Consider the following 741-nt stretch of genomic DNA (forward strand, 5'->3'; position numbering starts at 1 on the left):
GGGGGCTTGCGGCGAGGCGGGCGCGTTGCTCACTGAAAAGCGGCCTGCAGCGGCGGACAGGGTGGGCGCTCGGGTTGGGTTCCCGGGGGTGCCTTCCCAAGTGGGTCGGGGCGTTTCGGGGGCGTTTGGAGGGGGGCTGGGGTTCGAATCCGGATCGCGCGGGGTGGTTGTGGGCTTCGGGCTTCGGTGACCTGCGGTTTTGTGGGGTCTGGGTGGAAAGTCGGGTGTCGAGTGCCGGTTTCGTGTGCTCCGGCTCCCACGGCGCCGGAGCGGGACCGGAACTGCCCGCTTGCCGCCGACTTGGGGCGCCGTGACCTTGCAGAGATCGTCGAGGGGACCGAATGTGCCCAGTGGGAGCCGAAACCGGATCCCGAGGTGCCCGAAACGGCCCCTGCCCCGCGCTGACCTGCGGTTTTCCCTCACGTCGGGGCAACGGCACCCCACGCCGTCCGGTTTCGTGAGCTCCCGCCCCCACGCCCCCGAAACGCCCCGGCCCCCTCGGGAACGCACGCCCGGCGAACCCGACCTGAGCGCCCCCTCTGTCCGCCGCTGCAGGCCGCTTTTCGCCGACCAACGCGCCCGTCTCGCCGAAAGCCCCCAGTCTCGGCGGCCTACCACCGACTCGGACTGGCCCCGGACCGGCCACCCGCGACCCAAGGCGCGACGCCCGCCGAAGTAGACCCGGCCCCCTCGGGAACGCACGTCCGGCGAACTCGACCCGACCGCCCGCCCTGCCTGCCG

This window comes from Embleya hyalina (genome assembly GCF_003967355.1).
In the GTDB taxonomy this organism is placed as follows: domain Bacteria; phylum Actinomycetota; class Actinomycetes; order Streptomycetales; family Streptomycetaceae; genus Embleya; species Embleya hyalina.